The sequence below is a fragment of the Streptomyces sp. genome, assembly GCF_031178505.1.
Classification (GTDB): domain Bacteria; phylum Actinomycetota; class Actinomycetes; order Streptomycetales; family Streptomycetaceae; genus Streptomyces; species Streptomyces gulbargensis.
In genome coordinates this window covers 35,343-58,206 of the sequence record NZ_JAPSIW010000001.1, presented here as the reverse complement: position 1 = coordinate 58,206, position 22,864 = coordinate 35,343, and the positions used below count along the sequence as shown (strand labels likewise).

General features: G+C 68.9%; 40 protein-coding genes. 2 read left to right on the top strand and 38 right to left on the bottom strand.

Annotated elements, in window-relative coordinates; genetic code table 11:
• Window positions 1-11 precede the first annotated feature (11 nt).
• The 22 genes from RIF68_RS00520 to RIF68_RS00415 form a co-directional block, all read right to left on the bottom strand.
• The gene (locus RIF68_RS00520) at window positions 12-236 is read right to left on the bottom strand and encodes a hypothetical protein (RefSeq protein WP_309049117.1); all 225 of its coding nucleotides are present in this window, start codon (window positions 234-236) and stop codon (window positions 12-14) included.
• 1 nt (window position 237) lies between these two features.
• On the bottom strand, window positions 238-717 hold the full coding sequence (locus tag RIF68_RS00515) for a hypothetical protein (protein WP_309049116.1): 480 nt from the start codon (window positions 715-717) through the stop codon (window positions 238-240).
• Between the two features lie 409 nt (window positions 718-1,126).
• The gene (locus tag RIF68_RS00510; protein ID WP_309049115.1) at window positions 1,127-1,300 is read right to left on the bottom strand and encodes a hypothetical protein; all 174 of its coding nucleotides are present in this window, start codon (window positions 1,298-1,300) and stop codon (window positions 1,127-1,129) included.
• A gap of 291 nt (window positions 1,301-1,591) precedes the next feature.
• Window positions 1,592-1,771, bottom strand: coding sequence for a hypothetical protein (locus RIF68_RS00505; RefSeq protein WP_309049114.1), 180 nt, complete (start codon window positions 1,769-1,771; stop codon window positions 1,592-1,594).
• A 313-nt stretch (window positions 1,772-2,084) separates the two neighbouring features.
• Window positions 2,085-2,288, bottom strand: a complete 204-nt coding sequence (locus RIF68_RS00500; RefSeq protein WP_309049113.1) for a hypothetical protein — start codon at window positions 2,286-2,288, stop codon at window positions 2,085-2,087.
• Window positions 2,281-2,865 carry a hypothetical protein gene (locus RIF68_RS00495; RefSeq protein ID WP_309049112.1) on the bottom strand — a complete coding sequence of 195 codons (585 nt, stop codon included), beginning with the start codon at window positions 2,863-2,865 and terminating at the stop codon, window positions 2,281-2,283. Before RIF68_RS00495 ends, RIF68_RS00500 begins: the two co-directional genes overlap by 8 nt.
• 122 nt (window positions 2,866-2,987) lie before the next feature.
• On the bottom strand, window positions 2,988-3,200 hold the full coding sequence (locus RIF68_RS00490) for a hypothetical protein (RefSeq protein WP_309049111.1): 213 nt from the start codon (window positions 3,198-3,200) through the stop codon (window positions 2,988-2,990).
• Complete coding sequence (locus tag RIF68_RS00485; protein ID WP_309049110.1) at window positions 3,197-3,463, bottom strand: hypothetical protein; 267 nt, start codon at window positions 3,461-3,463, stop codon at window positions 3,197-3,199. The genes RIF68_RS00490 and RIF68_RS00485 overlap by 4 nt, the downstream gene beginning before the upstream one ends.
• Window positions 3,464-3,490: 27 nt before the next feature.
• Complete coding sequence (locus RIF68_RS00480) at window positions 3,491-4,372, bottom strand: NAD-dependent epimerase/dehydratase family protein (RefSeq protein ID WP_309049109.1); 882 nt, start codon at window positions 4,370-4,372, stop codon at window positions 3,491-3,493.
• Window positions 4,372-4,968: a class I SAM-dependent methyltransferase gene (locus RIF68_RS00475; protein WP_309049108.1), complete on the bottom strand. Its 597-nt coding sequence runs from the start codon at window positions 4,966-4,968 to the stop codon at window positions 4,372-4,374. The genes RIF68_RS00480 and RIF68_RS00475 overlap by 1 nt, the downstream gene beginning before the upstream one ends.
• Window positions 4,965-5,162, bottom strand: a complete 198-nt coding sequence (locus RIF68_RS00470; protein ID WP_309049107.1) for a hypothetical protein — start codon at window positions 5,160-5,162, stop codon at window positions 4,965-4,967. Before RIF68_RS00470 ends, RIF68_RS00475 begins: the two co-directional genes overlap by 4 nt.
• Entirely contained in the window at window positions 5,159-5,866 is a 708-nt protein-coding gene (locus RIF68_RS00465; RefSeq protein ID WP_309049106.1) for a hypothetical protein, read from the bottom strand. Before RIF68_RS00465 ends, RIF68_RS00470 begins: the two co-directional genes overlap by 4 nt.
• Window positions 5,867-5,878: 12 nt before the next feature.
• The gene (locus tag RIF68_RS00460) at window positions 5,879-7,900 is read right to left on the bottom strand and encodes a glycosyl hydrolase family 28-related protein (protein ID WP_309049105.1); all 2,022 of its coding nucleotides are present in this window, start codon (window positions 7,898-7,900) and stop codon (window positions 5,879-5,881) included.
• Window positions 7,897-9,015 carry a hypothetical protein gene (locus RIF68_RS00455; protein WP_309049104.1) on the bottom strand — a complete coding sequence of 373 codons (1,119 nt, stop codon included), beginning with the start codon at window positions 9,013-9,015 and terminating at the stop codon, window positions 7,897-7,899. Before RIF68_RS00455 ends, RIF68_RS00460 begins: the two co-directional genes overlap by 4 nt.
• A gap of 12 nt (window positions 9,016-9,027) precedes the next feature.
• Window positions 9,028-9,411, bottom strand: a complete 384-nt coding sequence (locus RIF68_RS00450) for a hypothetical protein (RefSeq protein ID WP_309049103.1) — start codon at window positions 9,409-9,411, stop codon at window positions 9,028-9,030.
• Between the two features lie 16 nt (window positions 9,412-9,427).
• Window positions 9,428-9,715, bottom strand: a complete 288-nt coding sequence (locus RIF68_RS00445) for a hypothetical protein (RefSeq protein WP_309049102.1) — start codon at window positions 9,713-9,715, stop codon at window positions 9,428-9,430.
• The gene (locus tag RIF68_RS00440) at window positions 9,709-10,695 is read right to left on the bottom strand and encodes a hypothetical protein (RefSeq protein WP_309049101.1); all 987 of its coding nucleotides are present in this window, start codon (window positions 10,693-10,695) and stop codon (window positions 9,709-9,711) included. The genes RIF68_RS00445 and RIF68_RS00440 overlap by 7 nt, the downstream gene beginning before the upstream one ends.
• A 3-nt stretch (window positions 10,696-10,698) precedes the next feature.
• Window positions 10,699-11,145: a hypothetical protein gene (locus tag RIF68_RS00435; RefSeq protein WP_309049100.1), complete on the bottom strand. Its 447-nt coding sequence runs from the start codon at window positions 11,143-11,145 to the stop codon at window positions 10,699-10,701.
• 198 nt (window positions 11,146-11,343) lie between these two features.
• Entirely contained in the window at window positions 11,344-11,586 is a 243-nt protein-coding gene (locus RIF68_RS00430) for a DNA-binding protein (RefSeq protein WP_309049099.1), read from the bottom strand.
• A 135-nt stretch (window positions 11,587-11,721) separates the two neighbouring features.
• Complete coding sequence (locus tag RIF68_RS00425) at window positions 11,722-11,961, bottom strand: hypothetical protein (RefSeq protein WP_309049098.1); 240 nt, start codon at window positions 11,959-11,961, stop codon at window positions 11,722-11,724.
• Window positions 11,958-12,137 (bottom strand): hypothetical protein, encoded by a 180-nt coding sequence (locus RIF68_RS00420; RefSeq protein WP_309049097.1) that lies wholly within the window; start codon window positions 12,135-12,137, stop codon window positions 11,958-11,960. The genes RIF68_RS00425 and RIF68_RS00420 overlap by 4 nt, the downstream gene beginning before the upstream one ends.
• The gene (locus RIF68_RS00415) at window positions 12,134-12,838 is read right to left on the bottom strand and encodes a hypothetical protein (RefSeq protein ID WP_309049096.1); all 705 of its coding nucleotides are present in this window, start codon (window positions 12,836-12,838) and stop codon (window positions 12,134-12,136) included. The genes RIF68_RS00420 and RIF68_RS00415 overlap by 4 nt, the downstream gene beginning before the upstream one ends.
• Before the next feature lie 144 nt (window positions 12,839-12,982).
• On the opposite strand from RIF68_RS00415, the gene RIF68_RS00410 reads away from it, so the two are divergent.
• Together RIF68_RS00410 and RIF68_RS00405 are read left to right on the top strand one after the other, a co-directional pair.
• Entirely contained in the window at window positions 12,983-13,387 is a 405-nt protein-coding gene (locus tag RIF68_RS00410; protein ID WP_309049095.1) for a DUF6221 family protein, read from the top strand.
• Window positions 13,384-13,506, top strand: a complete 123-nt coding sequence (locus tag RIF68_RS00405) for a hypothetical protein (RefSeq protein WP_309049094.1) — start codon at window positions 13,384-13,386, stop codon at window positions 13,504-13,506. Before RIF68_RS00410 ends, RIF68_RS00405 begins: the two co-directional genes overlap by 4 nt.
• Window positions 13,507-13,756: 250 nt before the next feature.
• Here the strand turns inward: RIF68_RS00405 and RIF68_RS00400 are convergent, their stop codons facing one another.
• The 16 genes from RIF68_RS00400 to RIF68_RS00325 all read right to left on the bottom strand — a co-directional run bounded on the left by RIF68_RS00400 (window position 13,757) and on the right by RIF68_RS00325 (window position 22,851).
• Window positions 13,757-13,975 (bottom strand): hypothetical protein, encoded by a 219-nt coding sequence (locus tag RIF68_RS00400; protein ID WP_309049093.1) that lies wholly within the window; start codon window positions 13,973-13,975, stop codon window positions 13,757-13,759.
• A 10-nt stretch (window positions 13,976-13,985) separates the two neighbouring features.
• Entirely contained in the window at window positions 13,986-14,204 is a 219-nt protein-coding gene (locus RIF68_RS00395) for a hypothetical protein (RefSeq protein WP_309049092.1), read from the bottom strand.
• The gene (locus tag RIF68_RS00390; protein ID WP_309049091.1) at window positions 14,201-14,404 is read right to left on the bottom strand and encodes a hypothetical protein; all 204 of its coding nucleotides are present in this window, start codon (window positions 14,402-14,404) and stop codon (window positions 14,201-14,203) included. The genes RIF68_RS00395 and RIF68_RS00390 overlap by 4 nt, the downstream gene beginning before the upstream one ends.
• Before the next feature lie 9 nt (window positions 14,405-14,413).
• The gene (locus RIF68_RS00385) at window positions 14,414-14,920 is read right to left on the bottom strand and encodes a hypothetical protein (protein ID WP_309049090.1); all 507 of its coding nucleotides are present in this window, start codon (window positions 14,918-14,920) and stop codon (window positions 14,414-14,416) included.
• 15 nt (window positions 14,921-14,935) lie between these two features.
• Window positions 14,936-15,163 carry a hypothetical protein gene (locus tag RIF68_RS00380; RefSeq protein ID WP_309049089.1) on the bottom strand — a complete coding sequence of 76 codons (228 nt, stop codon included), beginning with the start codon at window positions 15,161-15,163 and terminating at the stop codon, window positions 14,936-14,938.
• A 21-nt stretch (window positions 15,164-15,184) separates the two neighbouring features.
• Window positions 15,185-17,752 (bottom strand): hypothetical protein, encoded by a 2,568-nt coding sequence (locus RIF68_RS00375; RefSeq protein ID WP_309049088.1) that lies wholly within the window; start codon window positions 17,750-17,752, stop codon window positions 15,185-15,187.
• Window positions 17,753-17,822: 70 nt separating this feature from the next.
• Window positions 17,823-18,224 carry a hypothetical protein gene (locus tag RIF68_RS00370; RefSeq protein ID WP_309049087.1) on the bottom strand — a complete coding sequence of 134 codons (402 nt, stop codon included), beginning with the start codon at window positions 18,222-18,224 and terminating at the stop codon, window positions 17,823-17,825.
• Between the two features lie 2 nt (window positions 18,225-18,226).
• Window positions 18,227-19,393 carry a hypothetical protein gene (locus tag RIF68_RS00365; protein ID WP_309049086.1) on the bottom strand — a complete coding sequence of 389 codons (1,167 nt, stop codon included), beginning with the start codon at window positions 19,391-19,393 and terminating at the stop codon, window positions 18,227-18,229.
• 117 nt (window positions 19,394-19,510) lie between these two features.
• Window positions 19,511-19,699: a hypothetical protein gene (locus tag RIF68_RS00360; protein ID WP_309049085.1), complete on the bottom strand. Its 189-nt coding sequence runs from the start codon at window positions 19,697-19,699 to the stop codon at window positions 19,511-19,513.
• A gap of 197 nt (window positions 19,700-19,896) precedes the next feature.
• Window positions 19,897-21,003, bottom strand: a complete 1,107-nt coding sequence (locus RIF68_RS00355) for a hypothetical protein (RefSeq protein WP_309049084.1) — start codon at window positions 21,001-21,003, stop codon at window positions 19,897-19,899.
• Between the two features lie 32 nt (window positions 21,004-21,035).
• Window positions 21,036-21,212: a hypothetical protein gene (locus RIF68_RS00350; protein WP_309049083.1), complete on the bottom strand. Its 177-nt coding sequence runs from the start codon at window positions 21,210-21,212 to the stop codon at window positions 21,036-21,038.
• Between the two features lie 83 nt (window positions 21,213-21,295).
• A complete protein-coding gene (locus tag RIF68_RS00345) occupies window positions 21,296-21,466 on the bottom strand; it encodes a hypothetical protein (protein ID WP_309049082.1) in 171 nt (56 codons plus the stop codon).
• A gap of 59 nt (window positions 21,467-21,525) precedes the next feature.
• Window positions 21,526-21,720, bottom strand: coding sequence for a hypothetical protein (locus tag RIF68_RS00340; RefSeq protein WP_309049081.1), 195 nt, complete (start codon window positions 21,718-21,720; stop codon window positions 21,526-21,528).
• A 147-nt stretch (window positions 21,721-21,867) separates the two neighbouring features.
• Window positions 21,868-22,230 carry an ATPase gene (locus RIF68_RS00335; protein ID WP_375165651.1) on the bottom strand — a complete coding sequence of 121 codons (363 nt, stop codon included), beginning with the start codon at window positions 22,228-22,230 and terminating at the stop codon, window positions 21,868-21,870.
• 17 nt (window positions 22,231-22,247) lie between these two features.
• Complete coding sequence (locus tag RIF68_RS00330) at window positions 22,248-22,487, bottom strand: hypothetical protein (RefSeq protein ID WP_309049079.1); 240 nt, start codon at window positions 22,485-22,487, stop codon at window positions 22,248-22,250.
• A gap of 175 nt (window positions 22,488-22,662) precedes the next feature.
• Complete coding sequence (locus RIF68_RS00325) at window positions 22,663-22,851, bottom strand: hypothetical protein (protein WP_309049131.1); 189 nt, start codon at window positions 22,849-22,851, stop codon at window positions 22,663-22,665.
• Between the last annotated feature and the right edge of the window lie 13 nt (window positions 22,852-22,864).

Here is a 22,864-nt window from a genome sequence, read left to right as displayed (position 1 = left end):
GGAGACTTGCCTCAACCCCAGCCGCGAGGCCGGGAGATCACCCCCCGGCGGAAGCGACGCTTCCCAGTGCGAGGGTCGATCTCGTAGTAGCGGAGGACGAAATCCTCCTGCTCCGGGTACAGCAGAAACGGTTCATAGTCGCCGCGGTCCGGGGCCGCCAGCATCTCCGAGATCCAGTCGATGACCTCGAACCCCAACGTCGGCACGGCTCCGGGCTCCGGCGGCTTCCACGGCATGTCAGCTCCCCGACGACTCCTCGGGCGGCGGCAGTGCGCGCAGCACGCCCCGTCTCTCCCTCGCCGAACGGCCGCCTTCAGGGCGCTTACTGTCTGCCTCGTCGGCCTGCGCGAACTGCATCCGCAACCGAGCGCGATCCTCCGGGGTCGCGCCGAACTTGGCCACCCTCAGTCGAAGCTCGCCGGCTGCCGACATCTCCCCCGACCACAGCCGGGCGTGCACCACGGCTGTGTCCAGGAGGAAATCCCAGTCGGTGCTGCTGAAGTGCTCCGCCTGCGGGGACGCCTTCCACATCTCCCACCAGTCCAGCGTCCGAGCCGGCCACGCGTACTCGACGAGGTCGCCGTCCTTCAGCACCGACAAGGTCGGCAACTCCGGCGGCTCGGCGTGCTCGAAGCGCAGGATCGTCTGGTCGTGCGGATCCTTGCTGTGCCCAGCCCGACGCTTCGGGTCCTTCGGTGCGGGTCCACGGCCAGCCACAGAGGTTCACCTCCCGCCCGAACTCAAGATCCAAATTCCCCAGACCCAGGGCCAGCCTTAGCGTGTAAACGGCCCCGAGGGAAAGAAACCCCTGGTCAGGGGCATCCCCCCAGGTCGGAGCTTGATTGCGCAGGCGTCAGGTTAAAGATCGACTCCGCTGGCCCGAGGATCACTTGCGGGCTTCCCGCCTGCCCTAGGCGATCACGACAGCCGCACCATTGTGATTAATCGATCTTCAGTGTTGATCTCGATCGACTTCGATCATTGATCGTTGATCACAACGATGAAGGATTGATCACTCTCACGTGATCACCATCGCATCGCCATGCATGCCTCGCCCATGCCCACTGCCCTGCCCGCCTGCCCCCGTAGGGGCGGCCCGCATAGGGGCAGGCCGGCACGCCCTGCCCTACCGGCCTGCCTGTTCCCTGCCGTCGAGGGAGTGGTGCACCAGCAGCCATGCCATTGACCCATCACCCTGGGCGACTGGTCTGGTCTCGGGTCCGCACACGCAGTCGGGCTCGGCCGTGCTGGTGTCGTGGCCGACCAGGTCACCGATCGGGGTGACGTGCAGGGTGGTCACCGCCTGCGTCGGCCGATGTTGCGGCGGTCGCCTGGCCAGACGCCCGTGCGCTCAAAGTGGAGCCTTGCGCAGTAGGCCTTGGCTCGCGGTCCGAGGTACTTCGCCAGTTGCTTCGAGCAGCGCGAATGATCACCGCGAGTGTTCCAGCGGATCTTGGTCGACCCTGCTCCCGTTGCCCAGTAGGTCTTGAGCTGGGCCGCGTTCCCTCGCCGGCTGCGTCCGCCTCGCCCTTTGCTCGCCACAGTGTTCACTCCTTCTGCGGCGCGGGCTCTGCGGTGTCTTGTGGTTCGTCTACCCGTTCGACGCGGGCGACTTGCATGGCGGGGATGGCGAGAACGACGCGGTGGGCTTGATGAGGTCGCGGTCTTTGAACAGCACCCAGCCGTTGACGAACTCGACGGTGAGGTGGGGGTCTTCGATGACGGTGTCGTCGCCGCGCCGCTCGGCGTGGACTACGAGGTAGGCGGGCATGGTCACCGCCTCACAGGATGCCAGGGTGCTTCTCGGCGGGCCGTGCCCGTCCGGGCCGTGGGTTGGCGCGTTGCGCGTCGTTGCCCTCGCGTGACGACTTCTGCATGTGGCACTCGGCACAGACGCCCTGCAACCTGTCCTCCGCGTGATCGTCGGTCTTGGCTTTGATGTGGTCGCAGTGGCTGGACGGCCGTACTCCGCAGATCTTGCAGGTCGGGTCGCGGGCGAGGACCTTAGCGCGGATGGCGCGCCAGTTCGACGGAAGACGTTGCCGCCTGTTAGACCCGGCCCAGCCTCCGCTCATGCCCGCCTCCTACTCCTCGGGGCTGCGTTCGGTGTCGCTGTTGACGGACCAGCCTGCGAAGCCTGCCCGCCGGTCGGGCGGGCTGCTGGCGGCTACGTGGTAGAGCCGGATCGCTGTGGCTTCGGCGTGTGCGAGGGGGTTGTCGTCGCTGCCGTGGAGTTCGACGGTGATCTCGCGGACGCCGTCGGACAGCTTGACCGTCACGTCAGGCATCGGTGGACTTGGCCGTGGGCTCGTTGCGCGGAGCGAGAGCGCCCCTCGCGGCGAGGACTCCGCAGTGGTAGCCGTGCATCCAGACGGTCGGATGCTCCTGCTGCGCGTTCATGACCTCGGGCTTGGTGGGCTTGTTGCGGACGCGTTCGATGGCTGCCGCCTGCGCGTCGCGCTCCTGGCGGAGTCCGGCGGCGGCGTTGCGGATGTCGTCCCAGTCGCGGAGCCGGTCCATGCCGAGGGCGTCCGTCAGGAGGGCCTTGTGCTCCTGCTCAATGACGTACCGCTTCTTCATGAACGCCTTGAGCTTCTCTTCGGCCTGGATAGCACGCTCGTCGTCGCGGCGCGGTTCCGCCTGCGCCTCCACTTCGGGCAGGTAGGCGGTGGTGTCGTTGGCGGGGATGTCGATGGTGCAGGAGAAGCAGAGCACTTGTCGTGCGCCGGTCCGTTTGGCGATGTTCTCGGGCCAGGACGCGATGTCTTGGGCAAGGTCGTCGTCTACCTGGTCGATGACGAGGATGAACGGCGGCCGGTCGTCGCTGCCGCCTTCGGGGAGTTCGAGGATCTGCAGGCGGGCCATCAGGCGTCCACCGCCTCGGTGTCCTGGCGCACGATGCTGCGGACGTTGGCGGCGGTGATCGTCTCACTCTCGCCGTCGAGGTATTTGATCAGGTACTGGGCCATGGCGCGGGCTCCGTGGGGTCAGTCGTGGGGGACGGCGAGCATCCCGCCGGTGATCTCGTACCGGTCGAGTTGTGCCAGCGTGTAGCCGAGTAGACCCCGCAGCAGGGCCCGTTCACGGGCGCTGTTGGGAATGCCGCCGGTCTGGTCGACGACGCTGAACGTGTGCCCGTCGGACCAGGCGTAGGTGAGGCTGGTCGGCTGCTGCTTCAGCCGTTCCATCTGCTCGCTCATGACGTCGCCTCCGGCTCGCCGTCCGACTTGGGGAAGAACTCGGTCATGAGGTGGCTCCACGCCTTGGCGGCCTTGTCGGCGACCTCGTGGCCGCGCGCCTGCTGCACGTAGGCGGCGATCGCCTCAGCCTGCGAGCGAGCCTCGGCGGGGACGGCGTTGAGGACGCCCTTCAGGCACGGGTCGCTAGAGGCGTGCTGGTATTCATGGGCCTGCATCGCGATGATCAGATTCCATGCCCACAAGGGCAGGTCAGGGGAAGCCATGGGCGCGGGCCTTCCGGTGTGGGGTGGTCAGGCGGCGAGTGCGCGCTGGATGCCCTCCTCCAGGGATACGCGCGGCTGGTACACGTCGAGCATGCGTTTCGGGTCGCAGACGCGGTGGTGGACGCCTTGCGGTGCGGCGGGCAGGTGCTTCAGCTCGGGCTGGTAGCCGGCTGCGGTGGTGACGAGTCCGGCGAGTTCGTCGAAGCTGGTCGCGCGTCCCCAGCCGACGTTGATCGGCCCGGTGGCGTCTTGGGCGACGGCCGCGAGGGTGGCGCCCACGAGGTCGTCGATGTGGACCCAGTCGCGGGTCGAGCTGCCGTCGCCCCAGATCTCGAACGGATCCTGCCGCTCCTTCGCCCGGCGGATGAACGCGGGGAACGGGTAGCATTCCGCCTGGTCCTCGCCGTAGCCCGACATGGGCCGGAGGATGTGCACGCGGCAGCCCTCGGCTTCCGCGTACTGGGCAAGGCGCTCGCCTGTCAGTTTCGCCCAACCGTAGGTGGCGTCGGGAACACACGGATCGTTGAGGTCGATGTCCGTCTCCACGAGCCGATGGATCGGGCCAGGCTGCTGGAGCGCGACCGGGTAGGCGGCCGACGAGCTGAAGAAGACGGCGCGCGGAGTGCCGGTGCGGACGAGCCAGCGGAAGTACCAGGCATCGAGGGCGAGGTTGGTGGCGACGCCGAGCGGGCTGCCGTCGATACTGGCCCGGCCGCCGACAACCGCCGCCGCGTGGATCGCGAGGTCCCATCGCCGGTCGTCGGTGCGGAAGAAGTCGAGGGCGTCGCCGCTGCGGGCGAGGGGGGTGGCGTTGAGGTCGATGCCGAGGACGAGGTCGCCTTGGTCGAGGAGCGCACGGTGCAGGTGGCGGCCGACGAACCCGGCCGCCCCGGTGAGGAGGACGCGCATCAGCCGCCCACCTTCACGGCCCGGTAGACACCCCAGGGCAGCCCGCTGTCGACGGGCTCAAGCCCGATCCGCGCGCACGCTTCTGTCTGCTGCTGCTCGGACCAGGTGGTGACGCCGATCCACGAGTCGGCCTCGGACGGCGTCTCGGAGACGGGCCAGTCGAGGACGAGGATCCCGCCGAGCTTGGTCGCGGCCCGCAGCTTCCCGATGATGTGGAGGCAGTCCGCCCAGCTGTGGTGGACGAGGACGGCGAGGCTGTAGACGGCGTCCATGCGCCGTCGGCCGAGGTGGGAGGCGAGCCCGTCGGCGTCGGCCTGCACCGTGGTCAGGTCGGCGGCACCGGCGAACCGGGCGAGCATGCGCTGGGAGGCGTCGACGGCGGTCACGTCGTAGTCGCGCCCGGCCATAGGGAACGCGACGCGCCCGTCACCGCAGCCGAAGTCCATGACCTTCGCCCCAGCGGGAATCACGGTGGCGAGCAGGTCAGCCTGCACCTGCCCGGACTCCCAGTACGCAGCCTCGGATACGTGACGCGTCGGGTGGATCGCAGCCGGGTCGGCCTGATCCCAGGCCTGGATGACGTCGTCGGCAGTCACTCGGTCTCCCCCGGCCTCTCGATGCGCGTACCGGGCGGAAAGCCTTCGAGGAGGGCGTCCAGCGAGGCAGCCACCGTGGTGAGGCCGCGCTCTGGATGGTCGACCGCCCAGGTTCGTCCGGACGGGAACTCCGCAACGTCGAACACGTCGCCGTCGGGTGTGTGCAGCTTGAGGCCGCGAGCAAACTCGCTCACGCTGCCTCCTCGATGAGCTTCCGCAGCTTGGCGAGGTCGGCTTCGAGGCCGCCGCCATCGCGGTAGTCGTAGTAGGCGGCCGAGTCGGCGGACACCTGCTGCTCGCTGTTGACCTCCGCGTAGCCCTCGTCCATGGCGGCCTTGCCGTTGGCAGGATGGAGGTGCTCGATGACCATGTCGTCGAGGTATGTGATGCGCCCCATGCCGCGACCCCAGTCCAGCCAGCACAGATCCACGCAGAGATGGACCATGGCGGGCGGCGCCATGTAGCCGAGCGTCTCGACGATGTCCGAGGTCATCGCCACTGCGGTCGCCATGGCCTCGCCCTGCAAGAGGTCGTTGCCGTAGACGATGCCGGGCCCTGCGCTCAAGCACTCCCGGATGCGGGCATCCCACGGCATCGCAGCCGGACGCGGCCGGTGATCGTCACCCATGAACGCCAGAAACCGGTACGTGCCCGCAGCCTTCACGGCCTGCTGATTGAGGGTGCCGACGAGACGCCGCCGCTTGCCGAACGTGAACCGCACCCTGCTGTCGGCCTTGAGCACGGCGGCGTGCTTCTTGTACGCGGCCAGCTCCAGATCATCCGTGTCGACGGCGAACAGCAGATCGGCGGTGGCTCCGGTGTCGTCCCACGCCTGAACGATCTCAGGCACAGCCTGCGGTCTGCCCCGGGTCGGGATGATGACGAGGAGATCGTCCATGGCGCGGGCTCCTTATGCGGGGTCGACGATCATCCAGGCGACGGTGCTGGTGTCGGACGCGTTGGTGGACCTGATCGTGAACGAGGTGCCCGCGGTACGGGTCCGCACATACGGCGAGCCCGCTGTGCCGCCGAGGGCCTGGATGGTGAGGAGAATCCGGCTGGTGGAGGCGACAGCCGTCGTGCTGACGGTGACGTCAGTCGTGCCGTTCAGCGTCGCCGTGCCGAGCTTCGCGTTCGTGCCCTCTTTGACCCGCAGCCCCTTGCCAGCCTGACCGATGACGATGTCGGAGTCCGGGGTGCCGATCTGTGCGGCGCCTTGCCGGCCCCACGTGGTGTCACGGGCGGAGGTGCCGATGCCGTACTGGCTGGTGCCGTCACCGAGAAGCCGGTACCGGTCGTTGACGTCGGTGCCGAGCACGTTGATCGCCAGCGTGTTGTTGCTGGCTGCGTTCGGCCGCAGGGAGAGCCGCTGCCCGGCCGCGAACTGCATGTCCATGCTGCCGCGCGCCTCGTAGGTGCTGCCGTCGACGCGGGTAAGAAGCTGCGGAGGGCTGCCCGGGAACCAGTTCGTGGACATGGATCCCGTGCCCGCGAAGTTGGCGTTGAGGACACGCACGGCGGCACTGCCGATGTTGACGATGCCTTGGACGCCTGCGGTGCCGGTGGTGACGATGGCGGACCCGAACCGGCAGTCCGTGACGAACCCGTCGGCGCTGCCTGTCCAGTCCACGTCGTAGTTGGTGCCGGTCGCCCCTTGGCCGCCGAGGGAGAGCAGGCATTCGTCGAAGTAGATGCCGTAGCCGCTGGATGTGACGCTGACGTTGTGGGTCTGGTTGTTCAAGATCCGCATGGTGCGGACGCGCACCTGGTTGGCGGCCCCGGCGATCAGGATGCCGACGATGCCCTGCTGGATGACGCCGCCCTGGATCTGTACGTTCTGCGGATCACCGTTCGGCCCGGACTCGATGACGACGTTGGCGACACCGGTCTGCGGGCCGAGCGCATCCAAGTTCTGCACGAAGATCGCCGCACAGTTCCCGACCACCCGAAATGCGGCACCCGTGCCGCCGAGGGTGGCCTGCATCCACGGCAGGATGTTCTGCGCCAGGACGTCCCACGAGTCCTCGATGCGGATCCCGTCCAGGTTCGCGTGCGCTCCGGTGTTGACGCCCAGGAAGCGCGTGAACACGTTGGACAGCTGCACGTTGGCGGCCATGGCCGCCGGATCGGACTTGAAGTGGATGCCGCCGGCACACGACTGAATCTTGATCATGTCGATCTGGGTGCCGTGCAGCGTGGTCGCCGCAGTGCCGTGCAGACGGAGCGCGTACCCATTGATCCACTGGAACGTCGTGTTGAAGACCCGGAGCTCCTGCACACCTGTGGCCGTCACGCCGTGGCAGGCCGGGTTGGACGTGGTCGTCGACGACGCGCCGCGGATCTGAATGCCTTGGATCATGCAGTCGTCGGAGCTGACCGTGATCGCCGACGTGCCGGTGAAAGACGGGCCGATTCGCAGCGACGTCGCCCCATGCCCGGCACCCCGCAGAGTGATCGGCGCAGCCAAGTCGATCGGGCTCGACCCGTTCAGCAGGAAGTCGCCCGGCGGCAGGTAGATGGTGCCGCCCCGGGAACCGAGAGCGTTTACGGCCGCCTGGATGGCGGCTGTGGCGTCGATCGATGCCGTCTTGTCCGCGCTGTACGGGCCCTTGGTGATGTTGATCCAGTCGACGGTCACCAGACTGGCCGCATAGGCGCGGTCCCCGTGCGGATCAGGGGCTACCGCATGTCCCGCAATAGCGGCAACGGCCGCGGCCCGGTCCCCGTGCGGGTCATCCGCGGCCACATGCTCCACGACCGCAGCATGCGCGATGCCCTCAACCTCATCGGCCTCAGCCAAGCCGGTGATGCTGCCAGTGCGGCCATTCACGGACGACACCAGCCCCGCAGTGACGTCAATGACAGTCGACGGCACACCGCCGGTGACGTCGACGTGATCGGTGGGCTGCTCCCCGGTGACACGGATCTTCACCTGGTCACCTCCGGACTGACCTTCACCGCGCCCTGAAGAAGCCGGACCACGGTGGCACCCATGACCACTTCAAGATCCCAGCGCCCGTCACGGTTCAGCAGAGTCGTCTGCGAGGCGGGGATCGCCAGCCGGATCGACGGCCCGTCGATACTCAGGTACGGGGTGAGGTCAAGCAGCAGCGGCGCCACATCGGTCGCCGACGTGCGGATCTGCGCTCGCGCCGACCAGCCCGCCCACGTGAAATCGGGATCATCGACCACCGTATAGGTCTGCACGAAGGTGGCGCCCTGCTCGATGTACAGGTCGTGGTCGCCGGCGGCCAAGGCTGCCACCTCCGGAATCTCGTTGGTCGCGGAGACGACGGTGGCGTGGCTCTGCGCGGACCCGGACCCGGTGGCGGCATGCACGGTGATGCCGACCGCCGCAGCGTCGACGGTGCCCGAGCCAGCCCCGGTCGCAGCGGCGGTGCGGGTGCCAGTGGCGGTGGCCGCGGTCTGTGCGCTGCCCGCCGCAGTGCCGGTGAACACGGCCCCGTTCGACAGGGTGTTGACGTTGTCGAACTCGGAGTAGTTCGCGGCGCCGTTGTTGCGGTAGCAGAACAAGTCGAGGGCCAGCGTGTTCACGGCCGAGGTGACCCAGGCGGGGGTGGCGAGGGTGCGCCTGGTCGTCCAGGTGGTGCCGTCCGGTGACGTCTCCCACAGGACGTTGCCGCCGGTCTCCCAGTAGCGGAGCCACTTGTGGGCGGTCGCATCGAACGTCAGGGACACGGCGGAGGCGTCGGTGTAGTCGACGTTCGACTCGCAGCGGATCGTGCCCGCCACCGTGTTGATGTTGAAGGCGAGGTTGGTGCCCGCCAGCGGATCCGGCGTGACGGAGAAGACCGTCTGCGCCTCGACCGTCGCCCCGCCCGCCGCAGCCACGGTGGGGATCTGCAGGTAGCAGGAGCTTCCGGCGAGCGTGTACGCCTTGGCGGTCTGATAGCCCGCATAGGTCCCGGCCGTGCACGGCACCCGTGCCCGGCCCCCGACCTCGGACACGCCACCGTAGGCGTTGCCCCACTCCGGACCGATCACATCGTCATTGAAATTATCGATCAAGGTGGCGAGGAGCGGCATCCCGTCCCCCGATCAGCTCAGAGACAGCGAAAGCCCGCCCGCAGCGATCTTGAACTCATCGCCGAGCGCCAGCGTCTTGCTCGAATCCAGCGGCCCGTACCACCAGCGGACCGGAGTCCCGGCCGAGTCCCAGATCTCCCAGCCGACCAGCGTCGCCGCAGGCATCCCGGTCCAGAGCAAGTCAGCCGAGTTGGCGACCGCTCCGCCGGACGCCGCGGCGAACGTCACGTCATTTCGCGCATACGAGCCGCCCGCCACCTCAGTGCCGGCAGCCGCGTCGTCACCAGCCACAGTGACGAGAGCGACCTTCAGCGGCAGGGTTGGGGCCGTCGTCGACGTCCCCAACATCCAGTCGAGCGCCCGGTTCTCCGCCGTATTGGTCAAGTTGTCACTCACAGAAGCTGCCCTCCTCTCAGGTGACGCCGAGGTGCCCGGCCCGACGAGTGATGTTCTCCGGCCCAGGAACGTCCACGGAGATCCACACGTGATAGTCGCCGCGGGCCAAGACGATGGCCGTGCCGGGACCAATCAGGGTGCGGGCTTTGCCGTCCGCCCATTCGGCAGGCTGCCACTCGCTCTCGATCGGGTCGCTGCGATGGGCGACGACCGCGATCCGTACCGGAGCTGCGGCCAGGTCGACGCCGGACGGGCCGGCGACGGGGACGTGCAGGTATTCGGTGCTGCTGGCAGGGATCAGCATGGTTCGCCCACCTCCCAGCCGCTGCCGTGCGGCACGTCTGCCGACCACGAGCTGTACGGCCGCCCGACAGTGACGTCGATGTCGGGCCCCGAAGGCAGCGGGCCGCTGCCGGTCACCGGCAGCGCCTGCTCCCGGCTCGCTGATGGAGTGAGCGTGGCGCGCTTGCCACCGGCAAAAGCCTGCACCAGTTCAATGGCCTGTGCCGGGCCGAGCGCTGCCGCTTTGACGGCGGTGAGGGGCTGTGCGGCGGCCGGCTCGACTGCGGGCGCGAGCACCGCCGTCTTGCTGCCTGCCAAGGCCTGCACTGTGTCCACAGCGGCTGCGGGGCTCGGGGCCCCGACCTTCGCGCCCGCCACGGTCTGGGCCGCGTCGACAGCGACCGCAGCACTCAGTGGTGCCGCCTTGCCCCCGGACAGCGCCTGCGCCGCGTCGGTAGCGGCTGCGGATCCGAGAGCTACCCCGGCGGTGACGTCTGCGGCGGCGAAGTCGTCGAAGCGGAGCCCGCCCACGGCCATCACGCGCAGCCCGACGTTCACGCCTGCCGGCACGTCGGTGTTCACGACGGAGACGCGTTCGACGCCGTTGACGAAGCCTTTGATCACGTTGCCGACGGCCTGCACCTTGGCGACATCACCGGGAGCGACCGCAACAGCGTAGGTGCCGATCATGCCGAAAGAGCCGCTGACAACGGCGAACAGATCCCACGACGAGCCGTTGGTGCGCCACAAGTAGCCGCTGCTGAGTGTGCTGCCGCCGCGACACCAGACGCCTTGGCTCGCCGCGATGCTGGTCACGATGGTGCATTGGGCGTAGTTGTCGCTGCTCGCCATCGGGGTCGCGGCGCGCAGGATGGTGTTGCCACTGGACGTATCCGGGGCCAACTGCCCGCCGATGATCGACCAGTCACCGCTGACCTCAACCCAGCCGGGCCCGAGGTCGCTGCTGTCGGGGCGGTTGAAGTCGTCGCTGAAGCTGGCCACGGGTCAGGCGGTGGAGCTGGACCGGTAGAAGTCCGTGATCGTCAGCGTGAAAGCGTTCCCGTCCGGAGACCATGTCAGGTCGTGCTTGGTGAGGGGGATCAGGTCCGCGTCGGTGCCGGTGGAGACGTCCGGGTCGTAGCAGATGGCCACGGCGCCGACCGGGTTGCCGGTGGGGGAAGCCCATGTGACGTCGGTGGCGTCGATGTTCACGCGGTCGTTGGTGTCGTCGATCGTCACCGTGACGGAGGCGAGGGCCTTGCGGCCGACGGTGGTCTGCTCGTTGGTGGTGCCGGAGACGACGTCGGCGAAGGTGTCCTTGTCGCGGAGCACACTGTCCGCCTCCAGGCCGCTGGATTCCAGGGCGATGAGGACGAGGCCGTCGTTCGCGGCGGGAAGGCTGGCCAGGTGCGCGACCCGGCCGAGCGCCTGGTTGAAGACGATGTTAGCCACGACGATCTCCAATCAGGTAGCACGTGATGGGGGTGTCCCGCCGCCCGTGGCGTGGATGAAGCGGCGGCGGGACGTCGAGGCGGGTGAGCAGACCGCCCCGGCTTGTGGGTCCGCCCGGCCCCCACAGCCGGGCGGACCGGGGCCGAGCGCTGGGGGCGCTACAAGGCCCTTCCCTGCGGAGACCACCGACGCAGGGAGTCAGGCGGCACGGGCTGTTTGTCCACCTGGGGTTTTGATGCTGGGGGCCGGGGTGGGGGTGACGACTTCTTGGGTCTCTCGGTCCCGCTCGGCGGGGTCGATTTCCATGAGGTCGTAGCGGGCGTTCCGGCCTTTGCCGTGGACCGTGATGCGGCCTTCGGATGCCCAGCGCCAGATCGTGCCGACCGGGCGCCCGGTCCAGTAGGCGACATCGGCGGCTGTGGCGAGCGCTACGGAGGGCATGATCACCTCCGGGAACGACGAAGGCCACCCAGTGCGGGTGGCCTCAGCGCGAAGTACTGCTATCTGAGCAGATCATCACTTCGGTTCTGGGGTTGTGTCAAGTCATTCGTGTGGCGCATGTCAAGTGGCGGGACGCTACTGGTCATCGAACAGCGCCCGAACGATGTGCAGGTACTCCCAAATCCAGATGCCGAGTTGTTCGGCGGCTGCGTGGTAGCCCTCGTTGCGGATTCGCCGGTTGGGCCGCCACGTTCCGGCAGCGTGCCGCGCGACCCAGTACCCGCAGCGGGGCGACATGACGGGCGGCATGCTGAGCCAGTAGGCGGTGACGTCGTCGACGGGCGGCGGCTTGTGCCCCCACGGAGGGGCGCTCACGCCGCTCTCCAGTCTCGCTCGGTGTCGGCGAGGAGCGCGCGGATGTAGGCGAGCGCCAGGCTCACATCGTCCTGCTCCGCCCGGAGAGTCGGCCGGGCCACGGGGATCGTCTGCCACAGCAGGCGGGACAGGGATGGGCATTCGGGCCGGTCGTGGCGCTCGACGCCTTCGCTCATGCCGCGGCCTCTGCCGTTCCTGCGAGCGCCTGCTCCTGTGCGGCCCGGAGTTCCCGCCACTCCCCCAGGGTCTCCCACCGGCCGCCGCACGCCCCACAGTGGACGCGGTGGGAGGCGGCCGAGGCGGTCAACGGCTGCCCGCAGTAGGCGTCGCCGACGCGACCGGGGCAGGCACCTATCTGCACGCGGCCCGGCCTGCGCTCGTCGGCGACGATGGCCGCGCATTCGCCGTGGAGCTTGCGGAGTTCGTCGATATCCTGCCCGACCTCCTCGTAGGAGGAGCACGCCCACAGCAGGTTGTCGCCGAGGAATCGCACCAGATGCGGCACGGCCTGCGCCGGGGAACCACGCCACGGGGCGATCGTCCAGCCCAGCACAGCCCGCCACGCATCCTCAATCGCCGACAGGCGGGCCGCCACCCCGCCCGGCCCGACCAAGGCCAGCACTTCCAGGCGCGGCGGGATCGGCGGCGTCTTCGACCCCGACATGCCACCACCCGAACGGCGCGCCCCACGCATCAGCGCCGCCGTCGAGTCGAGCCGACGGAACAGCGCGGGGAGTTCCGTGATGCGGGCGAGTGTCTTGTCTTCGCAGGGGCGGCACACCAGCCGGCCCGCCTCCGCGACCCACAGCTGCCGCCCGCAGCGCGGAGACACGCAGGTCGGCCAGTCGTAATCATTGAGAGTGGGGTGATCGTGCACGGCAGGCTCCTCGCGGTGGCTCGGGAAGCGGGGGGTGCGATAAGCCAATTGTTGCACTAGAGGTTGACAGTGTGGGCCAATGGCACAGTCGACAGCGTCGGGGAGACTGAGGCATGAGCGAAGCACAGCGACAGGAGCCGTCTGATGGATGACCTCGTGCAGTGGCTCGGCGCCCAGCTCGACGAGGACGAGCGGATTGCGCGGGTGGCGAGCAGCGGGCCGTGGTCGGTGGACAATGCGACCTACGCCGAGACCATCTACGCGGTCGACGGGACTGCCGTTGTCGGCGGTGGACGTTGGGGCGGCGAGGCTTCTGTCTTCGACTCGGCAGAGGACGCCCTTCACATCGCAGCGCATGATCCGGCGCGGGTGCTGCGCGAGATCGACGCCAAGCGGCAGGCTCTCGCCCACTTCGAGCGAATCCAGCAGCTCACCAAGCGGGATATCGAAGCCTATGTGCTCGCCGAGGGCGCGGTCTCAAAGCAGATCCAGATCATGGCCACCGCCTACGCGGACCGGCCCGGCTACCGGGAGGAGTGGCGCCCGTGATCGCCTTGTATCTGCCGGGCTCGTCCACCCTCCCCCGCTGGGTGCAGGTCACGGTCGGCATCGTGCTGCTCGGCCTGATCGCCGCCCGAATCTGGCTCACCTACCGCCGCCGCAAGTGATTCCCGAATACTGCCCCGCGCCGTGATCGGACGGGGCAGACTGCGGTCATGGCAGTCCGCTACGGCATCCAGGCAGACACGCAGCGCGAATGCCAGCAGGCACTAGAACTCCTGTGCCAACAGCTCGGCTTGGAACCCGCGCTGCCGCCGAGGCTGCTGTCGGATGACCGGTGGATGGCGCGGGCCGTACCCACGACAAGAGCCCCGACTGCCAGCGACGGCGGCCGGGGCTCCGGTGTGAGCGGGTAGGTCAGGCAGCCTTCGTTTGCTTCTCGCGGATGTCCCAGACGAGGCCGAGGTCGTCGACTTCGAGGACGGTCCCGCAGTCGCCGCACGTGTATTCCTTGTGGCCGCCGTCGGTGACCTTGCCGGTCATCTCAGCGTCGCAGCAGTCGGGGGCGAGGTCGTGGCCGAGCTCGTCGGCGAGCGAAAGTTCCATGTAGCCGCAGATGGTCGGGGTCATGCGCACGGGCCTTCTCCTATCGCCAGGCGGGGCCGTCGTATTCGACGGCATGGATTTGGGCGTCGGGGTGCTCGGACTGGGTGCGGAGTACGTCGGCGACGAGGGATCCGAGGCTGTTTGTCGTGTTGAAGCTGAGCAGCGTGCCGGTGCGGCCGTCGTACAGCCGGTAGTTGATGTTGGTGTGGGTGACGTTGCGATCCGGCAGCTTCTTGCCGTTCCAGAGGTCGGCCATCACGCCGCCGCCCCGGCAGCCGGCTTGGCGCCGAGGCGGACCGCGCCGACGACGGCAGCGACACCGAAGGCGGCCACCGCTGCTGCGACGGTCACCGGGTCGGGCGCGCCGGCACTGATAGCGCCTGCCGCGGTGGCGCCGATGGCGGCCGTCGATGCGACGATCACGGCGGCGATCCGCCTCGGGCTGGGGACCTGGTGCACAGGATCCTCCTACTGCTGGTTGGTGGATTTGGCCCACACGCCGCTGGTGCGGGAGTAGATGTTGCGCTGGTCCTGGTAGAGGTCGCCTGCGATGTGGATTTCCGGAGGCGGCGGCGGGACCGCGGCGACGAGCCGCCTCACGGCAGACCCGACGGCGGCGACGAGCAGGGCGAGCGCGGCGACACTGCCCGCACTCCAGGCGATCACCGCCGGGTTCGCATGCTCGGTGGCGACCATGAACACGGACCCGGCCAGGATCGGCAGGCTTAGCCCGGCCCCGCCGTACAGGGCTACGCGGCCAATCTGCGTCTCGCGGGGGGTCATCGGCGGGGTGCCGGGCTGGACCACGGGCTGAGGGCCTACCGCGTGCGGGAGGGGCTCGGCGGGCTGGCGGGCTGGGGCGTGCGGCACTGCTTCGTTTACGGCAGCGATGAGCTGGTCGGCGATCTCCTGGGCGGTGCGTTCCCGCTGCCCGTCCGTGTCGGTCGGGCGCGGTTCGGGCAGCGGCACAGTCATGGCTGTCGAGCCCCTCTACTTGCCGGAGACGTCGTTGACAGTCTGGGTAGCCGCGCTCGCCCCGTTGCCGATCATCGCCTGGACCTTGTCGACGACACCCGCACCGAGGGGCGTCATCATCACAAGCACCCAGAACAGGGAGACGACGGCGACTTCTCGGCCTCGGAAGCTGCTGTCCTTCTTCATCCAGATGGCGATACCGACGGCCACGATGAGGGCCAGGCCGGAGATGGTCAGATTCATGTGTGCTGTCTCCTGATCGGGTTAGGCGCTGATGGATTCGGTGTCGAGGGGTTCCGCGACGTGCCAGTCCTTCTGGATCTTGGCGAGCTTCCCGAGGCGTTCCAGGCGGGCCGTGGCGTTGGCGACGTTCGTCGGCTTAAGATCGGTGACCTCGGCGATCTGCCTGTTGCGCCGGGCCCCGCCGTCCACGGCACGCCAGACAAGCTCGGAACGGCTCGGCGGCACGATGTCGTCGAGATCGTCGTCATCGACGTCCGTGTCGGCTTCGGCCGTGAGAGCGCTGGCTGCCGGCTTGGTGTCGATGACCTTCCTGCCCTTCCCGCTTCTCTCCTGCTCCTTGGCGACGAGCTCCCGCAGGAACGTCTCCTCATCGGCGGCGTCGAGGTGCCGGTACTCCTCACGCCGCAGGTAGGCGAGACCCGCCGGGCCGGCCGCGACCGCGGCATCTGCCTCGGCGCTGCTCAGCGTGCACAGCGGGAACTGGCGGGCGACGCGGGCCGGGTTGGAGTGGAACATCGCCCGTGACTGCGTGTACTGGGCTTTCCCGTCGGCGATGTAGCACAGGCCGCCCGTCTCCGAGCCGTTCGGGAACCGCTCGGGGAGGGGCGCCAGGCGGAACTCGGGGGTGCGGGAGCCGAGCGACATGATGTCGACGTCGGCGCGCGCCGTGCGGAACAAGGCGATGTTCCCGGACTGCAGCATGTCGCGAACCGCGTTCGCCGACGCGCTGGAACCGATGGCGTCCAGGTTGGGGATCTGCACCCAGATACGGGCGGCGATTCCGGCGGCGCGGGACAGGCGGCCCGTGCTGGACACGGCACCCAGGAGCGGCTTGACGTGGTCGGCCTGGGGATCCTTCAGGATCATCTCGTTGAACTCGTCCCACGTGCACACCATGGGCTTGAACGGGTCATCGGCAACGAAGAAGGAGCGGCCAGTCTCGGTGTAGCCCTCCTCGTCGAGCCACTGCATCTTCATCTGCTCGGCAAACCGGTACTCGGAGACGGCGTTCGCGGCCTGACCCATGAGCATGGCCCCGTAGAACGATTTGAGCAGCCAGTCGAGTTCGTTCAACCACGAGGCGTAGCCGGCTCCGCCCTTGCCGTCGGCGAGCCACGACACGAACCCGTTGAGGCGCTGCGCAATCTGCAGGTCTTCTTCGAGGCTGGTCTTGCCGGCGCCGGTGGTGCCGGAGCCGAAGGAGTGCACGGATGACGCCGACGGGCGTCCGGACAGGCCGCGTTTCTTGCGGTCGAACTTGAGCAGCCGCCACTTCGCGGGCCGCCCGTAAATGTCGCTGCCGACGGTGATGTAGCCCTGCTCGTCCATCGTGAGGGAACCGAGGTCGAGGGCGACGCCGTCCTGCAGCGGGTTGACGCTCATCTCGTTGACCTCAAGGCGGCGGGCGTCGACCATCCGCAGGTGCAGGCGGTCCACCGCGTCTTCGCCGGGCAGGTCGAGGGCTTGGGCGATGGCGCGCGGCTGCACGTCGGCGACGGAGGAGCCCTTGCGGGGCATGAGCAGATGGAAGCGCCGCCCAAACTCGGTGGCCTCCGGGTTAAGGAGCTTGCTGCCCTGGTAGGGGCTGTACTCATCCCACACCGCGGCGAGGTCATCCATGTCGAGCTCAGCAGAGGTCAGGGCGCGGAGGCGGACGGTGAGCTTGGCGCGGTTGGCGGGCATGTCGTCAGGCCGGTAGATGTTGACGGCCCGCGGCGGCACCTCGAACGCGATGCTCACGGTGTCCTGGCCGACGCCGGCGGCGGCCTTCGTGGTGGTGGACACGATGATCGCGGTCAGCTTGTCGTCGTCGAGCTGCAGGCTGACCAGCTTCGAGGCGGGCAGGATGCCGCGTTCGCAGGCGATCCATTCCGCCCAGCGGGCGTGGTACCAATCGACGCCCTTCAAAGGTGCGACAGGCCCGGCGTCGCGGGCGGGCAGCCGCCACATGCGGGCCCCCCAGCCTGCACCGGCGCTCACTGCGAGCATGCTGCCCCACCACGGCAGGCCGATTGCGCCGACGGCGGGCAGGGCAAGCAGTGGGCTGGTGCGCAGCGTCATCTCGCCGAGCGAGTAGGGGCGCCACCAGGCGCTTCCCCAGTCGGGCAGGGTGTGCTGCCATGCCTGGGTGAGCAGCGTGCACCGGGCCCGCTGGCTGGCAGCGCTCGCGGCGCGTACCAGCTGGGGCCGGTGCGGGTGACGGCGCCAGCCGTCCCCGACGACGTACAGGCCGCTACCTGTCGGGCTGCTGGCAGGCACGGCGAGATGGCGACGCATGCGGCGGACCCTGCGCCGGTAGCCGCTCATGCTGCGGCGGCACAGCCACTGCCAGGGTTCCCCCTGCCCGGGCAGCCACCGCCACGGGCCCGGATACATGCCGAGCGCGGACCAGCCGGCGGCCACGCTCGTGGTGCCGAGAGCTGTGTACAGCAGCGGGTCGCCGGTCAGGCAGGTAGAGGCCAGACCGAGGCTGGCGCCCGCGTACAGGCCAGGATTGTGCAGGCGGGCCGCCAGCGCGCTGCTACGGCTCGTCTTGTGCTGTGGGTCTTTTGTGGTGGTCGAGGGCTTGGCTATCGTCGAGGCTGCCATCCGGGTCTCTCCGAGTCTGAGGTGGTGAAGGGCGGGGCCGGGCCATAGCCCCGCCCTTCGCGATGTGCGGCTAGCGACGCTTGATGAACTCGCGGTCGGCCATCTTCACGGTGTGTGTGCGGTTGGCGTCGGCCATGCGCCCGTGCTGCGCCTTGGTCTCCGACTCCAGGCCCTGCGCGTTGACGGCCAGAGAGTCGGCGGCGGACACGATCTGGCCGACGTTGCCGGCCATCGCGTTGGAGAGGTTCGAGATCTCCATGTAGGCGGTCGTGGTCGGCTCATCGACGTCGAGTTTCGTCATGGCCTCCGACAGGTACTTCGCCGAGTCGGCGCGCTCCTGGAAGCGGATTTGCATCCGCTCGACGGCCGACTTGGTGCGGGCGGCCCGGATGCCGTATGCAGCGGCCCTGGCGAGGAGAGCCGCATAGGTGACGGCTGCGCCGGCCTTCTGTGCTGCGGTCGTCGTACTCATGGTCAGGCCGCTCCTGTCGTCTCGTAGACCTCGCTGTGGGCGTTGGCATCCTCGGCGTCGACGGCGTCGGAGATGTAGGCGTCCCGCTCGGCGACGTCTTCCATGTCTTTCGCGATCTCGGCGTAGACGCCCTGACCGGCGATGAGGAGAGCCTTCGCTTCCACGACCTTCTCGCCCTGAGTGATCGTGTTCTTCTGCAGGTCATCGATCTGACTGTGGATCACCTCGTACTGTTCCTTGCAGCGGGTGACCCAGCCGATGACCTTCGCCCCGAATCCGGCCTGCCTCAGCCTTGCGACCAGATCGTCGCCGCGGCCGATCTCCCGCTCGGCACGGGAACGAACTCGGTCGTACACCCGGGCGTCCTCTTCGCACATTGCGGAGAGGTCGTCGGTTTCGTCTTCGACGGACTCGTAGGTGACGTCTGCTGCCATGCGGCCAACTCCTGGCGTGTTGGAAGGTGGTGGCGTGTCGGACCGGGGCGTTTCCATCTCGGCGTCGGGCGGGGTGGTGTAGTCGGGGAGGTGCGCGAAGGACCCGTCCGGGTCGTAGTCGGGGTCGTCGGCCGCCTCCGGTTCCGGCGGCTTCTTGGCGCTTGTGTCGACGTCGCCGCTTGGTGCCGTCGCCGGCTCCTTCGGGGCTTCTGCATGCGCGTCCGGTGCTGCTGGCTCGTCGGGTTTGGACGTGGCGTCTGCCGCGTCTTTCTCGGCGCCCGTTGTGGTCGGCACCGTGGGGATGGGCGGCACATCCGGTGGCCGGGCGGGCGGCACCGGCACGAGTACCGGGCCGGGGTCTTCGTGCCCGGCGTTTTTGCGGCGCTCGCGGTAGCGCTGCCAGGCGTCTCGGCCTGTGTGCTGGGCCCAGGTGACGCCGCGGCCCGTCCATTCCCCGGCGCGGGCGCCGAGCGGGGGCCGTGCCGGGCGGTGGCTCCGATAGCCCGACCCGAACGTGGCGGGCACCGGGGCGGACGTTCGAACTGCGGTGGTGCTGTCCGCGGGCACCGGAGCGTCCTTGTGCTTCTCCGCGATCCTGCGGACGGCTTTCTCGTGCCGCGCGGCCTCCCGCATCTGGTCGCGTTGTGCTGGCGACAGGCCCAGCTTTGACTGCTCGCTCTGCGCGCCTGACTGGTACGCAAGCCATGCGCAGGCGGCGATGAGCAGAATTTCCATCAACTTCCCCTAACTGGCTGTGATCGGGGCGGGTGAACGGCGGGGTTCGTGCGCGCACGTGCGCGCGTAGCATCCGGAACGTTCACTTGTCGACCGGGTGAATGAACGAGTGAATGTTCACTGGGTGTAGCGGTCGGCGATGCGTTGAAGGGCATCGCCGACCTCACGCCACGCACGGTTCGCCACCACCGGATCCAGGCGGCCGAGCGTGCTCCGCAGCCGGTCCATCCGGCGGATCGCCCCCGACTTCGGGGACAGCCGATCGGCCCGCTTGATCTCCTTGGGCCAGTAGGCGGCACCGCGCACGGCTGGCCTCCTTTCGTTTCGTCGTTGCTTGCTGCGGTGGGACTGGTGGCGTCCGGGTCTGCTTGCCGGGTCTGCGCCTGTTCCGCTCACCGGGTCACTCACCGGGCCGTTCACCTGCGGTTTTGTTCTGTCGACTGCGTCCGGCAGGCGCAGCAAGGTCCAGGGCTGGGGGCACTGGGCCTCACTGGTGGTGCCGGCTATCGGGCAGGGGCGCCGGTCTCGCGGGCTTCGATCGCGCGCCAGGAGGTTCGGACGCGTTCTTCGCGGGCGCGGAAGCCGCGGGCGCGGAACTCGTCCTGTGCCTGGCGGTAGGAGCGCGGCGGATCCATGTTGTATCGGAGCCAGCGCAGGACTACGTCGAGCTGCTCGTCGCTGAGCTTGGAGTCCTTCTGCGGCACCGGGACGCCGGCGGCATCGGCGAGCTCCTGCAGCTTCATCGGGTTCTGTACCGGGGTCTGATGCCCGGCTGTCTCCCCAGGCACCTGCACGCCCGATTCGTCCCGACTCGCAGGAGACGTGACCACAGGTGCAATCTGCGGGGTGACCTGTGTGACCACTGCGTGACCCTCCTGGTCACCGCGCCCGGCGCTCACGGCCGTGACCACAGGCTGCGGAACTGCCCCTTCGAGACGCCTGGCAGCGAACGCGCGGGCCTTCTCGCCATGCCGCTCGTCGGACTTGGTCAGCTTCTTCTCGGCCTTGGCGCGGGCCTTGTCGATCTGCTTCTGCCCCTTGGTGAGCATCTGCGACTGGGCGACCTGCCGCTCCACCGACGCGAGATGGGACGCCGTCTCCGCAACCACGTCGGTGCGCGCCTCGACCCGCATGTGGCGGGCGTCGGCCGCGGCCAAGGCGCGGGCGTTGCGGTCGCCAGCGGACTGCTCGGCGATCTGCGCCGCCGTCGCCCCGTCCGCGAGGACGTTCCCCGCGAACAGGCGCAGCCCCATGAACAGCGCGGCGGCGACAGGAACGAACGCGAACACCTGCGCGTGCCCAAGGACGAGCAGGGTGCCGGTGGACACCCCGACCGCCACCGCCGACAGTCCCAGCATCACGATCATGCCGACACGCGACCGCAGCCGGATCGCCTGCTCCGACATGCGCAGCGCACCAATCCACAGCGCGTCGTACACGATCGCGATCGACCAGCCCGCCGCCAGGCCGAGGGTGCCGTGGAGGCCGAGAATGTGGCCGAGCTGCCCGCCCACGGTCACCGCGACCAGCGTCAACGCGGCGAGCGTGAGGAGAGCCTCCACCACAGCGAACACGTTCAGACGGGCCATCAGCCGCCTCAGCAACTCCATGATCTCTTCCTTTCAGGTTGAAGGGCGACTGGTCAGCGGCGGTACCACGGCACGTCCTTGGCGGTCTCACCCTTGCGCTCGTTCGCAGCCAGGTAGTCGGGGTCGGTGTCGTCCTGGTCGCGGGTGTTGAAGCGCTCCAGGTCAGCGGTCGCCTGCTTGTGGGCGGCGACGGCCTCCGGCGCGCCGAGGATCTTGTTCTTCCAGCCCATGACGGGCTCCCTTCGGGTATGGACTCCGGGGCTGTCCCGGCTCCCCTCACCGCCCGTGCGGGACGGGCGGATCGGGCAGCCGGTCAGACCTGGGCGTCGCGCTGCTGGATCAGCTGGATGACGAGGCGCGGAAAGTCGGCGACCGCATCGAAGTCGGCGAAGGTCACGCCGTACTGCTCGGCCACCCGCACCATGTCGTCAAGGACAGCCGCCGCATCCGCGCACTGGAGGGCGCTCGGCTTACGGCTGGGCACGTACTGATCGGCTGCGGCACCGATCCGGGAGCCGACGTCATCGACATCGCCCCGGCCCATCAGCCGTGCTTCCGCTGGAAAGCCTGCAGCTCGGCCGTCGACATGCTGTTGGCGATGTCACGGACGGCCTGCTCGTCGCCCTGCCGGGACGCTTCGAGAAGGGCATCGGCCTTCAGGGTGCCGATGCCGGCCTGGGCTGCCTGCGCGGTCACGGCAGCGAGATCGGCGGCGAACTCGTCAAGGTTGCGGGCCATGTCGTCTCCTTCGTCTGGGATTCGGGTGTGGTGCGCGCCCCGGGCCCGAGTCGATCGGGCACCCTTCACGGCAGATCACCGGGGCTGAGCCGTGCTGGCGGGCGGAATGGGTCCGCGGTTCGCCCGCCGGCACGGCGGTCATCGGGGTTAGCGCTGTACGACGGGTTTGCGGATGTCGCGGTGGTGGACGGTGACGGTGTGGCCGCGGCGGCGCAGACGGCGGGCAAGGCGTTCGGCGACCACGACGGAGCGGTGACGGCCGCCCGCACAACCCGATCCGACGACGATGTGGTCGCCCTTCGGGCCCTTGGTGTAGGCGAGGACCTGCCGCACTGTGGCCCGCAGCAACGGGCGGATGCCGGTGGTGCGCATCACCGCACGCCGCACCAGACGGTCCCGGCCGGTCAGCTGCTGCATGCGCGGGTCGACGTGCGGGTCACGGAACGCGCGCCGCAGGTCGAGGACCACGTCGGCTTCCGGGGCGGCGTCGTGCAGGAACCCGAACGACACGATCGCGACCGTGGCCATCAGGCGGCGGCCGGGTAGTCGAAGCCATCCAGCTCGACGACCAGGTCGGGGTCGACGGCCTGGGCGTGGTCCCGGACGAGCTGCATCACGTCGATGCGGCCCTCGTTTCGGGCGGCCAGGTAGTCGTCGATGATCTGGGCGGCGTAGGCGTCGGACGCCTCGGCAACCGTGGTGGAGGCGCGGCGCTTGACGCCGAGCTCGGTGACGCCCGCATCGGCATCGAACAGAATCGTGGACATAGCGGACATGGCGGGGTCCTCTCAGGGACGCAGGAGTAGTGGAGGTGGTGCTGGTGAGGTGAGGAGCCGCCGGGCCGGGGGGAGAGGTCCCGGCGGCTTCGCACCCGGCCAGAGCCGGGGGTGAAGCCGTGACGGCGGGGCCAGGGGAGAACCCGCCGCCACGGCGGAACAGGGGTTACGCGGACGGCCGCACGATCACCAAGAAGCTGTCCGACGCAATATCCATCACGACCTCGGCGGGCGTACCCTCCGCGCGGCGGGCCGCAGCAAACTCATCCGCAGGCCACGAACCACGCGGGCCACCAGCCGGAAAGCGGGCCAGAATCGTGCGGCGGACATACGAGGCGGCCTCATGCGCAGCCACATCAGCCGGGCTC

Excerpts from the sequence above, each read along its gene's own strand:
- RIF68_RS00520 (WP_309049117.1), bottom strand. The coding sequence starts at position 236 with ATGCCGTGGAAGCCGCCGGAGCCCGGAGCCGTGCCGACGTTGGGGTTC.
- RIF68_RS00505 (WP_309049114.1), bottom strand. The coding sequence starts at position 1,771 with ATGCCCGCCTACCTCGTAGTCCACGCCGAGCGGCGCGGCGACGACACC.
- RIF68_RS00500 (WP_309049113.1), bottom strand. The coding sequence starts at position 2,288 with ATGCCTGACGTGACGGTCAAGCTGTCCGACGGCGTCCGCGAGATCACC.
- RIF68_RS00495 (WP_309049112.1), bottom strand. The coding sequence starts at position 2,865 with ATGGCCCGCCTGCAGATCCTCGAACTCCCCGAAGGCGGCAGCGACGAC.
- RIF68_RS00490 (WP_309049111.1), bottom strand. The coding sequence starts at position 3,200 with ATGAGCGAGCAGATGGAACGGCTGAAGCAGCAGCCGACCAGCCTCACC.
- RIF68_RS00485 (WP_309049110.1), bottom strand. The coding sequence starts at position 3,463 with ATGGCTTCCCCTGACCTGCCCTTGTGGGCATGGAATCTGATCATCGCG.
- RIF68_RS00480 (WP_309049109.1), bottom strand. The coding sequence starts at position 4,372 with ATGCGCGTCCTCCTCACCGGGGCGGCCGGGTTCGTCGGCCGCCACCTG.
- RIF68_RS00465 (WP_309049106.1), bottom strand. The coding sequence starts at position 5,866 with ATGGACGATCTCCTCGTCATCATCCCGACCCGGGGCAGACCGCAGGCT.
- RIF68_RS00455 (WP_309049104.1), bottom strand. The coding sequence starts at position 9,015 with ATGCCGCTCCTCGCCACCTTGATCGATAATTTCAATGACGATGTGATC.
- RIF68_RS00445 (WP_309049102.1), bottom strand. The coding sequence starts at position 9,715 with ATGCTGATCCCTGCCAGCAGCACCGAATACCTGCACGTCCCCGTCGCC.
- RIF68_RS00430 (WP_309049099.1), bottom strand. The coding sequence starts at position 11,586 with ATGCCCTCCGTAGCGCTCGCCACAGCCGCCGATGTCGCCTACTGGACC.
- RIF68_RS00420 (WP_309049097.1), bottom strand. The coding sequence starts at position 12,137 with ATGAGCGAAGGCGTCGAGCGCCACGACCGGCCCGAATGCCCATCCCTG.
- RIF68_RS00410 (WP_309049095.1), top strand. The coding sequence starts at position 12,983 with ATGGATGACCTCGTGCAGTGGCTCGGCGCCCAGCTCGACGAGGACGAG.
- RIF68_RS00385 (WP_309049090.1), bottom strand. The coding sequence starts at position 14,920 with ATGACTGTGCCGCTGCCCGAACCGCGCCCGACCGACACGGACGGGCAG.
- RIF68_RS00380 (WP_309049089.1), bottom strand. The coding sequence starts at position 15,163 with ATGAATCTGACCATCTCCGGCCTGGCCCTCATCGTGGCCGTCGGTATC.
- RIF68_RS00375 (WP_309049088.1), bottom strand. The coding sequence starts at position 17,752 with ATGGCAGCCTCGACGATAGCCAAGCCCTCGACCACCACAAAAGACCCA.
- RIF68_RS00370 (WP_309049087.1), bottom strand. The coding sequence starts at position 18,224 with ATGAGTACGACGACCGCAGCACAGAAGGCCGGCGCAGCCGTCACCTAT.
- RIF68_RS00365 (WP_309049086.1), bottom strand. The coding sequence starts at position 19,393 with ATGGAAATTCTGCTCATCGCCGCCTGCGCATGGCTTGCGTACCAGTCA.
- RIF68_RS00355 (WP_309049084.1), bottom strand. The coding sequence starts at position 21,003 with ATGGAGTTGCTGAGGCGGCTGATGGCCCGTCTGAACGTGTTCGCTGTG.
- RIF68_RS00350 (WP_309049083.1), bottom strand. The coding sequence starts at position 21,212 with ATGGGCTGGAAGAACAAGATCCTCGGCGCGCCGGAGGCCGTCGCCGCC.
- RIF68_RS00340 (WP_309049081.1), bottom strand. The coding sequence starts at position 21,720 with ATGGCCCGCAACCTTGACGAGTTCGCCGCCGATCTCGCTGCCGTGACC.
- RIF68_RS00330 (WP_309049079.1), bottom strand. The coding sequence starts at position 22,487 with ATGTCCACGATTCTGTTCGATGCCGATGCGGGCGTCACCGAGCTCGGC.